Source organism: Flavobacterium sp., assembly GCF_036515215.1.
Lineage (GTDB): Bacteria > Bacteroidota > Bacteroidia > Flavobacteriales > Flavobacteriaceae > Flavobacterium.
Genome location: NZ_DATBVQ010000039.1, coordinates 1 through 9912, shown reverse-complemented (window position 1 = coordinate 9912; position 9912 = coordinate 1). Strand labels below are relative to the sequence as shown.

Annotated in this window: 13 protein-coding genes, 1 tRNA gene and 1 pseudogene; 3 read left to right on the top strand and 12 right to left on the bottom strand. The window is 35.9% G+C overall.

Annotated features, from left to right (window positions below; genetic code table 11):
* Positions 1–108: 108 nt before the first annotated feature.
* Genes VIH09_RS02990 through VIH09_RS02980 form a run of 3 tightly spaced genes read right to left on the bottom strand, consistent with a single transcriptional unit; the run spans position 109 to position 1771 of the window.
* Complete coding sequence (locus VIH09_RS02990; RefSeq protein WP_331577725.1) at positions 109–1182, bottom strand: DUF932 domain-containing protein; 1074 nt, start codon at positions 1180–1182, stop codon at positions 109–111.
* Between the two features lie 44 nt (positions 1183–1226).
* Complete coding sequence (locus VIH09_RS02985; RefSeq protein ID WP_331577723.1) at positions 1227–1604, bottom strand: single-stranded DNA-binding protein; 378 nt, start codon at positions 1602–1604, stop codon at positions 1227–1229.
* Positions 1605–1615: 11 nt separating this feature from the next.
* A complete protein-coding gene (locus VIH09_RS02980) occupies positions 1616–1771 on the bottom strand; it encodes a hypothetical protein (RefSeq protein WP_331577721.1) in 156 nt (51 codons plus the stop codon).
* A 92-nt stretch (positions 1772–1863) separates the two neighbouring features.
* Here VIH09_RS02980 and VIH09_RS02975 point away from each other — a divergent pair, with 92 nt between their 5' ends.
* Positions 1864–1998, top strand: coding sequence for a hypothetical protein (locus tag VIH09_RS02975; RefSeq protein WP_331577719.1), 135 nt, complete (start codon positions 1864–1866; stop codon positions 1996–1998).
* A 663-nt stretch (positions 1999–2661) separates the two neighbouring features.
* Entirely contained in the window at positions 2662–2940 is a 279-nt protein-coding gene (locus tag VIH09_RS02970) for a DNA-binding protein (protein ID WP_331577717.1), read from the top strand.
* Positions 2941–3290: 350 nt separating this feature from the next.
* On the opposite strand, the gene VIH09_RS02965 is transcribed toward VIH09_RS02970, so the two are convergent.
* The 7 genes and pseudogenes from VIH09_RS02965 to VIH09_RS02935 form a co-directional block, all read right to left on the bottom strand.
* Positions 3291–4601, bottom strand: a complete 1311-nt coding sequence (locus VIH09_RS02965) for a site-specific integrase (RefSeq protein ID WP_331577715.1) — start codon at positions 4599–4601, stop codon at positions 3291–3293.
* Between the two features lie 289 nt (positions 4602–4890).
* Positions 4891–4975: transfer RNA gene (locus VIH09_RS02960), tRNA-Tyr, on the bottom strand.
* Positions 4976–5151: 176 nt separating this feature from the next.
* Positions 5152–5538 (bottom strand): annotated as a pseudogene (locus VIH09_RS02955) (TlpA family protein disulfide reductase); the annotation flags it as partial.
* 18 nt (positions 5539–5556) lie between these two features.
* Positions 5557–6330 (bottom strand): DUF4369 domain-containing protein, encoded by a 774-nt coding sequence (locus VIH09_RS02950; RefSeq protein ID WP_331577713.1) that lies wholly within the window; start codon positions 6328–6330, stop codon positions 5557–5559.
* Between the two features lie 366 nt (positions 6331–6696).
* On the bottom strand, positions 6697–6936 hold the full coding sequence (locus VIH09_RS02945) for a hypothetical protein (RefSeq protein ID WP_331577711.1): 240 nt from the start codon (positions 6934–6936) through the stop codon (positions 6697–6699).
* Positions 6937–7116: 180 nt separating this feature from the next.
* Positions 7117–7557: a KTSC domain-containing protein gene (locus tag VIH09_RS02940; RefSeq protein ID WP_331577709.1), complete on the bottom strand. Its 441-nt coding sequence runs from the start codon at positions 7555–7557 to the stop codon at positions 7117–7119.
* A 181-nt stretch (positions 7558–7738) separates the two neighbouring features.
* Positions 7739–7987, bottom strand: a complete 249-nt coding sequence (locus VIH09_RS02935; RefSeq protein WP_331577707.1) for a hypothetical protein — start codon at positions 7985–7987, stop codon at positions 7739–7741.
* Between the two features lie 89 nt (positions 7988–8076).
* On the opposite strand from VIH09_RS02935, the gene VIH09_RS02930 reads away from it, so the two are divergent.
* Entirely contained in the window at positions 8077–8622 is a 546-nt protein-coding gene (locus tag VIH09_RS02930) for a hypothetical protein (protein ID WP_331577705.1), read from the top strand.
* 81 nt (positions 8623–8703) lie between these two features.
* On the opposite strand, the gene VIH09_RS02925 is transcribed toward VIH09_RS02930, so the two are convergent.
* Positions 8704–9099 (bottom strand): response regulator, encoded by a 396-nt coding sequence (locus VIH09_RS02925; protein ID WP_331577703.1) that lies wholly within the window; start codon positions 9097–9099, stop codon positions 8704–8706.
* Positions 9096–9912: PAS domain-containing sensor histidine kinase (locus VIH09_RS02920; protein WP_331577701.1), on the bottom strand; the 817-nt coding region annotated here is incomplete at its 5' end. The genes VIH09_RS02925 and VIH09_RS02920, both read right to left, overlap by 4 nt.

The window sequence follows — 9912 nt, the reverse complement described above, 5'->3', positions numbered from 1 at the left end:
GTTAAGGTTTGTTACTTCAATAGGGCAACCGTTTAAATCTGTTACTTTCATTTTCTGCTATTTAAAGGCAACCACCCGTAGGCGGTCACCTGTGCTTATACATTCAGATTAATTGAAATTGAATACGTCTGAACCGATTTTATCGAAAGAAGTACACAATTCAAATGCTTTCTGTGATTTGATTTGAGCTGTTCCACCCATTACAATACTTTGTAACTTGGCTTCATCATCTTTGTAATTGCGTACATTCTGATAGTACCCTGTCACAGCATTGTACGCCCCGAACAATGTGCCTTTGGTGGTATCCATTTGTTGAGTGTCGCTTGTCATAGCGTATGCAAAGGCATCTTGCACCACATTTTTGAACACGGTGGAAACTTCATCTTCCGCACCCTTTTTAAGCAAATCCAATGTTTCCTTGTTCGGGCAAAGAGCCAATTGGATTAGTTTTTTTACTTCTTGGTCAGTCACCTTTACTTTAGCCCACTGGTTGAATATTCCTTCTAAATGGTTGCTTAAGGTATCCGCTAATCCCATAACCTTGTGGGCATTTTCCAAATGCTGTTTCGCTCCCGAAGTATGTTTGATGCGTACCACGTTGCTCATCGAACGAAGCGAGGCGTTAAGGGTATTTTGGCAAACAATACGGATAGGGGTGAAGGCTGCTGTTATGCTTCCACTGCCATCGTGTGAAGTGGTCAGGAAAATGTACTTTTCCGTTACATCATCGCCATTTCCTACTCGGATATAGTCGGGTAGTTTGGCAGTGATAAAGATGCGTTCCCCTTGTCCCAATGCTCCTGCGGTTTCGTACAATATTCCTTGTGAACCACCTACAATAGCATCAAAGAAATTAAATGCTTCACGGTTTTGTACGATGTGATAGTCTTTGCCAACCACGCCCAATACGGCATTGTTATCGGCACGGATATTGGCATAATAGGATGGTACTTCCAATTCGCTACTGCCTATTTCAATACCGTTTGTGGTTTCGATGATGCCCGAACCTTTTGTATATAGTGGTGTTTTAATAACTTCATAATCTAATCCTGCGTGCTTGATTGCTTCTTCGCTTGTTGGGTATTGCGCTACAATTTGCCCTAAGCCGTGCCACGCTTTTTCTTTTACGCTAAAGAATGAATAACGTCCTGTTGTGCTGTTGAAATTGATATTATGTGCCATGATAAAATGATTTAAAAATTTGATAATTGTTTGAATGCTCTTGATTAAAATGGGAGGTCGTCCTTTTCCTTGTCGTTGCTGTTTCCTGCGGGAGCCTGCACCGTTTCCGATTTTTTACCGCCCCCGTGCAGTTTGATTTGCGAGGTGTTGAAGTTCAGTCCTGCGTGTGTTTGTCCGTCACTTCCTGTCCACACCCTTGCGCTCACTTTGCCTGTCAGTTCTACCACCGTACCTTTTGTGAGTATCTGCGCTACTTTTGGACTAAGCCAATACGCACAGTCGAAGTACGTTGTCTGCTCTATGCGTTCGCCCTGCTTGTTTCTGTAGCTGTCGTTAGTAGCTACTGAAAAGTTTACTACTTGTTTTTCCTGTGACGTTCTGCGTACTTCAGCATCCCTTGTCAGTCTTCCGATGATGTTCATGATTTTCTTTTTTAACTGTTATTCACTATTGTTACACTTGATTTTCTTTCAATCTGCTCTCCTCTGTGAGCCTTATTAGGTTTGCCTATTTTTTTAAAATATTTATTCGGCAATGAGAGGAGGCGCTGTTTTGTTTCATTTGTAATATTTAATTCATTGTTTTTCATATGTGACATTTTTTTTATTCGTGTAAAGAGCCGGAGTATGCTGGTTTTGTTTCATGAGCATAAAAAGGTAGGGTTCAGGAAAACCAAGGTTTTTGAGAAAAATACAACCCGTATGGGTGGAGATTTTATTCAAAACCTCAAAGGGCCTGACCTTGGTTTTCCGTTACGAGCCCGTAAATACCTTTGCTCCTGAAAAAAAACAAGCATCCGTGCTCCTCACCAAATGAAATAGGAAGAAAGGAAGTTAAATGAGATAAAAGGGTGAAAAAAAAATAGCTACAATAACTGATCGAAGTCTTAATCCGTCAAATATTTGTTTTGAAGATATTGGATTCCATATAAGGACAAATAGTACCATGAGAAAGACATTTTCTCTAATAAGATTGTATCATTTTTATATTGCTTGCCATATTAATTAGTGGGGAAGATATTCATGATTTATAAGGAGGAATATGAGCCGAAAAACAGAAAATGCTGAACTAGAGACTATACCGATAGAAAAGGTGATACACTGTAGAATGGAAAAGTATTGAACATCAAACTAATACTTATCAGGGTGAGATTTACCACATAGGAGAATTGCAAAAAAAACTTTCTGCAAAAATTACAAAATACTATCGATAAAGGTTTTCTTCAACCCGAGGATGATTCGTTTGCTTAAGGCTCGTTTTTGAAAGCATTTTTGGCGTTGCCTCTACTATAGATTAATTGCCAAGAGTCGATGAACAGCCAATCATAGCCAAGAATTTCCTTTTAAAGCCGAAGATTGATTATTTCTATACCATTGTAATAATTTAGTAGTTGTACCGATTAAAAAAAGAAATCAAAAAAGAAGAATTTATTTTTTGATAAATGAAAATATGTGACAGTTAAATTTTAAAAAAAATGTTATGGAAGAAATTATAACAAAAGAAGATTTAAGACAGTTTGGTCTGCAATTATTAGATAAAATGCGCATTATCGTACAAGAGACCACTCATGTGCAAACGGAATTAGCACAGCCAGAATGGCTCAAAAGTAAGGCTGTCAAAAAGCTGCTGGATATCTCTGCAGGTTCAGTGCAGAATCTCAGAGTGACACAGAAAGTCCGGTTTAAAAAAGTTCTGGGTTCGTATTATTACAATAAAGAAGATCTTCAGAAACTTTTCAATGATGAACCAGACAAATAAACCAAGTGAAGACCAAATCATGAACTATTTATCCATTTGTATGGACGATCCAAGGCTTAATGTTTGGCATCTGGCCATTTTAGCGGCAATTCTAAATTTAGGTTATAGGCAGGGACAATGGCAGAGAATCAAAGTCAGTCGCAGTAAAATAATGGCATTGTCTCATATAAATACACTGCCAACATACCATAAATACTTTAAACAACTTCAAGATTTTGGATATTTCAAGTACAGCCCCTCATACCATCCAGATTATAGGAGTGAAGTTGAACTACATGAAAAGAGGTTATCTCATAACAAGTGAGATAACCTCTTTGTTTTAATATTTATTTATGTTTCCAGTATATGAATTAAGATGAGGGTATATTATATTTTTCCTTAATTGTTTTTATATCTTTTTCTAATCTAGAAAGTACAGCCAAATCTACTTTGGACATCTTAAGGGACGTTTTAGTCAGTCTTTTATTGAGCAGTGACATTTCGCGTCCAATGGTTACCTGTTCTGTAATGGCATAGGCTTCCGTCTGTTTAACAGACGCATGGCCAAGCATTTCTTTAACTACATTAATGGGGACATTATTGTTTAATGTAACTGTACTTCCAAAGGTTCGACGTGCCATATGTGTATTTAATGTGAAGGGAAAACCGCATAGAGTCGCAATCTCTTTAAGATACTCGTTCATTTTCTGGTTGGAAGAAACTGGTAAAACGGTGCCACGCTGTAAACAGAGAGGGTGTTCTTTATATTTTTTAATTATTTTGAGTGCTTGCGGCAATAGTGGGACATTGGTGGGAGAACCCGTTTTTTGTCTTTCAGACATTATCCAAGAATTTCCGTCAATACCATCTTTGATATCGGTTTTTTTTAATTGATATGCGTCGATATAAGCCAATCCCGTGTAACATTGGAATACAAATACATCTCTGACGACATTAAGTCTTTCTGTGGTAAAATAATGCCTTTCCAATTCATATAGTTCTTGTGTGGAAAGAGGTTTCTTAACTATTTTGGTTTTTCGGCTTTTAAAGTTTTTAAAAGGGTCTTTTAGGATGACTTCCTTATCGATTGCACGAATGACAATTTTTTTGAAATTAGCAATGTATTTAAGCGTGGTATTGTTGCTGCAATTTCGAACTGTTCTCAGGTAAAACTCAAAGTCCTTAATAAATTCAAGATTTAGATCTGTAAATTCAATATCATCAGCATTAAATTTAAATCGAATAAATGATCTTAAATGATTTATTGTAATGGTAAAGCGATCAAGAGTGCCTTTAGCATATCCTTTTCCAAGCAGGGCAGTCATTTCATCATTGTGCTTTTGAAATTCTTCCAGTACTTTAACCCTTGGAGTAACGTTTCCTAATATGTAATCCATGACCTTTTGGGAAGTTATCGGTTTTCCGCTGTACATAATCTCGGTCTTGTATTCATTGATTTTTAAAATCAGTGAATCCAGAAAAAAGTTAAGGGATCTCGCATCTTCTTTAGTGCCGATAGCCCTTTCGGTTTTCTGGTCCCAGCGGGCGCTGTCCCATTTTCGTTTGGTGGATGTTTCCTTTGGGATTCCATCTACAGTTATTCTAAGATAAACTGTTCTAATTTTACTTTCATTGCGGGGGATTTTCAAAAAGAAAACCAACCCAAAGCTGCTCTCTAACATAATTCAACTTTTTAGATTAATAAATGTAGAATTATAGCATCAAAAAAACAAGTCGTTAACCTCGTTAACCTCTGTATTTACAAGTGTTTAAGTGGTATTCTGTGGCACATTTTGCGAACACGGAAATGTGCCACGATTTTGCCATAGAAACTTTGAGCGTTTTTATAAATATTGAAAAGTGCTTTAAAACAAAAAAACCTGCGAATCCTTGGATTTGCAGGTTTTACCACGTTTTTTGCGGGTTTTTGAAAAGATTGAAAAAGTTGCCTTTTTGCTTCTTTTACCCTTTTGGTGGGGAGAGCAGGATTCGAACCTGCGAAGACGTAGTCAGCAGATTTACAGTCTGCCCTCGTTGGCCGCTTGAGTATCTCCCCGAGGCCTTTGAGCACAACACTTATGTTGTGGTAAGCGGTTGCAAATATAGAAACTGTTTCGGTGTTTCCAAACTAAATTCGCACTTAATTTCTGTATTATTTTTAATGTATTGGTATTGAATAAAATAAAAAAATCTCCACTAGGGAGATTTTTTTATTTTATTCTAAGAAAGCTATTATTTAGCCAAAAGTTCGATGATTTTTGCCCTAAGTTCCTCGCCTCTCAAATCTTTTGCCACTATTTTACCTGAAGCATCAAGAATAAAGGTTGCGGGAATGGATTCGACTCCATATTGAGCTGCAATTGGCTCATCCCAAAATTTAAGATTAGAAACTTGATTCCAAGTTAACTTATCCTTTGCGATGGCTTCCTTCCATTTGGCGGCATCTTTATCTAATGAAACGCCAATGATGTTTAGGCCTTTTGAGTGTAACTCTTTGTAGATGGCAACCACATTTGGGTTTTCTTTTCTACAAGGACCGCACCATGATGCCCAAAAATCAACAATAGTAACCTTGCCTAAGCTTTCTTTAAGAGAAATGATTTCCCCTTCCGGATTAGGCGCCGAAAAATCGGCACTTCATTTAGCGTCTCCAACTGGGGCAGTTGCGCCAACAGCAGGAGAGTTTATTTCGGTAAGTTTTGCTTTAACTGCTATACCAGCTTTGGTCTTTTTTAAAGATTCTTCTAAGCTGTTAAAAATCGTTTCTGTTTTTTTAATGTCGGCAGTTGGATCGTTAGCCATACCTTGTACAATTAAGACGCTGATATAAGATTTTGGATGTGTTTCTGCATAGCTTGTGTATTTTGCTTTAGATGCAGCACCTACTTCTTCTTGTAACTTTGAAAAACCTTGCATTAATTTATTGATTACGGCAGTGTCCTTAGTTTGTTGTGCCGTATTCATCGCTTGCATGTTTTGAGTTTGGAAATCCATTAGTTTCTTTTGAACCACTTTGATCTCCTCATTAAATTTCACGTACTCGTCATTGCTGTAAGTACCCGAAACTTTAGATTTTTGAATACTGTCTTTGTCGATAGCGATAGTGATTTCTCCGTTTTCCAAGATAAAAGGAATTTTATTGTAAGGCGCTTTTCCTGCCGCAGATTCCAACTGGATGGTATGGAAAGCTGGTTCGGTAACTTTTCCCTTAATTTCAAATTTTCCATTTTCTACCTTTACGGTATCCAATGCAGTAACAGCACCAGTGGTAGGATCTTGTGTTTCTAAGATTATAGTTTTACCATTTTCAATACCAGTTGCAGTACCGGTGATAAGGAATTCGTCTTTTCCGACCTTGTTGCAAGAAAATAGGACAGCAGCAACAGAAAGTAATAAAATTATTTTTTTCATTATTAATTAGTTAATTGAGTTAAGTGTGCAAAAGTATCTAATTTTCTGAAAGTATAATTAATTTTATAACCTAAAATTTTGTTATTTTTTACTAAAATTTTTTATGTATATCCGGGATTTGGGGCATCGTTTGAATCCGTGAGCATTAGGCTTGTATATATTTGAGGCGGACACCGTTTATAAGCAAGGACTTTGATTTGAGTTGTAGCCGTGAAAAGGATCACCTTATCTGCATCTCCTTAGCGTTGATTGATAATCATTTCAGACTAAAATGTGGCATTAAGAGATTTCTTATAGATACAAGTATATCTGAAGAAAGAAGAAAGGAAATGAAAAACTAATTACATTAAACTTTGAAAATTAGTTCTATGTTTTGGGTAAACTGTATTGCAGTTCGCATTCCTTGATGTCGGATTCGGCTTGTTCCAGCTCGTTTTGGGTAATCCTGATTTCAAGATTTACAGTTCTTAGCTCTTTATGAAAATCAGGACTGATGGGGTCTGATTCCAGTTTTAATTCGATTTCAGCCCTGTGAGACAGCAGAATGTCCAGCGTTTCTTTGGCTTTTTTATATTGTGATTTGTAAAGGTTGCAGGGGGCGTCCATACTTAAGTGGCTTTGGTTGGTTTTTTTTTTTAAGGGTTGCTAAAATACTAAAAACAAGTGTATTACGCAATTTTAGGTTCAATTATATTTTTATCGCTTATCATTTTAAAACAAGAGGCCAAAATAAACACAAAAAAAAGCACTCTTAAAAAGAGTGCTTTAATATTTTTTTTAAAAAACTTAATCTTGGTTCAATGTTTTTCTCCAAGTAAAAGAATTTAATATATGTCTTTTTGCAAACCTTCCCGGAGAGGAAGCATTCACCATCTTCACGTAAGTTGCTTTAGGAACACTAATGTATTCATAAACACTACCATTTGAAAAATTGATAATTAATCTACCTTCAACAAATTTATAATCAGTAATTGTAGCTGTATTAATTGTTTCGGTATATTCCGGTAAGTTTAGCTTAGTAGTTTCAGGATTGATACTTACCAAAAAATGATAGGCTTCAATAACTTGTTTGCTTTTTTCTTCAGCAGCTTTTAATCCAGCTTCATCACCTTGAAATTTATCAGGATGACATTCCTTCATAGAGTTACGGTAAATCGTTTTTAAATCTTTTAGCTCTGCAGTTTTTTCTACATTTAGCAGTTTGCGGTATTCAACTATTTTTTTCATATAATATGGTAACTACTTGTCTTTTAATTTTATAAGAAATCAATATAATTTGATTTCAAAATCGACAAATTTTTTGCAAAGGTACACTTTTTTTTTACTTTTTAGTTTAGGACCAAAAAATATTCTAAAAAAAGACGACTTTATCCCTCTTTTTCGAGCAGATTTCTACCCCAAAAGGAAACTACTGCTGCGGTTTGTTATTTGCCTTGTCGAAATTTTTTGATTTCTTCGGGTATTTGTTGTAGCTGATGTCGCTTGGGTTTTCGATAATTGATTTTATTGTAATCATGTCACCAACAACATGTTTGGCCATGACCATTTTATAATCTAAAAGGAATTCGCCGCAAAAGAAGTTGTTGTTTTCATCCTTTTCAATTATTCCGGTATAAACTCCCTTTTGTAACATTCTTTCTTCTGCACCTTTGGTCATAATCTGTTTGTTTTAAAAAATTCGAACTGCAAAGTTAATCAAATATTAGTTGTCTCACTACGTTCTCGGCATTCTGATTATATTTGCGCATGCAAAAAATATTCCGCCCCAGTCCCAATTCCTTTAAAAACACTTTCTGCGTGTTTCAAGAAGTATCAACAAATGAAATTGAAGGATTGGTGGTTCAATATGAAAGCAAATCGGGCAGCATTTATTATTACACTAAAATAGGGATGTATCGACTGTCAAATCATTGGGGGCGATTGGCCAACAGCAAATGGCGTCTGGAGCCTTTAGAGCCGGAATCAGGATCAAAATTCAAATTGGGTTTTGCGCCTTGGACCAGTTTTTTTCCTGACAACGCGATCGAGGAGTTGTACTATATAGAGATGAATTTCATCAAAAACACGGTCAATTATCAGCATAAAAACAATCCGAATTACGATGGAAAGGCCATACTCAGGACCAGTTTTGAAACCACTAAAAAAATCAAACAGATTAGGAACCTTCTTAATTTGACTTCATGGGCCAAGTATTTTGAATATGATGATCTGGATGTGCTTAGAAATGAAATTATAAAAGAATTGATCTTTACGAATAAAACCTTGGAGGAAATAAAAAGGGAATTATCCTAACAGCTTGATCATGGTTGTTTGCGGCGGACTAATTAAAATATGTGTTTTATTCCTTTCGCAATTTTCCCTGTTTCGGCAATTCTAATCGTTCGACGCAATCAAAAGTAAATCATTTATGGAAACGGGTTTCGATAAATAACCCAAAATATCCGGATAGGTTTTTGATTTGTTTTTGTCTTCAGTGGCGATGGAAGAGCTCACGATATATATGATGATTTGTTTACCGATCGAGGATTTTATAAGGCCGAATGCTTTCATGAATTCCCAGCCACTCATTACGGGCATGTTAATATCCAACAGAATAAAATCCGGTAAATTATCATCGTTTTCCAATGAATCATTTAAAGCGTCAATGGCATCTTTTCCATTTTTAAAGGAACAAACATTTGAAAATATTGCTGATTTTTTAATTATTTTATTGATGAGAATTTGATAAATGGGATCATCATCAATAACCCAAATATTTTTTTTTGTCATTGAATATAAATTTTAAATGTAGTTCCAATATTGGGTTGGCTTTCCACGGTTATATTACCGCCCATAGCTTCGATCTGGTTTTTCGTGATAAACAACCCGATTCCTTTGGAATCCGGATTATTGCCGAATGTTTTGTACATCCCAAAAATTTTGTCGGCATTTTTCACAAGATCAATCCCAACACCATTATCTGAAATTTGAAGTACATTGATGTCATTTTCTAAAGTCCATTCTATCGAAATTGTAGGCTTTCGATCCGGATGTCTGTAGCGAATCGAATTAGAGATGATATTGTAAAGGATGCTTTCAAGATAAGCAGGGTTGTAATTAACCATTACATTCTGCGGTATGGCAGTGGTAATCGATACGTCATTTAATGTTATTTGTTCGTTTAAGACATTTTGTGCCGTATCGATATATTGATTTAGATTTAGCGGTTCAGACACCAAACCAATATTTGTTCGTATGTTAATTACTTCGTTCAAGTGAACCATTGTTTCATTTAAGGAATCAGAAACCGTTTTTAATAATTGGACCATCTCGCTTCTTTCTTCCTCCGTCTCCGCTAATTCAATTAAATTTACGATTGATGTAATGTTACTGGTATGAGATCTTAAATTGTGGGACACTATATAAGAAAAATTCAACAGTCTTTTGTTTTGTTCCGTGACTAAATTGAACGAATCGTTTAGATCTTTTTCAGCTTCTTTAGTTTTTGTAATGTCGATCATTATTCCCCTCATGCTTATTGCTCTGCCATTTTCGATAATTATATTTACGATATCCCTAAGCCAAACAACAGTTCCATCTTTA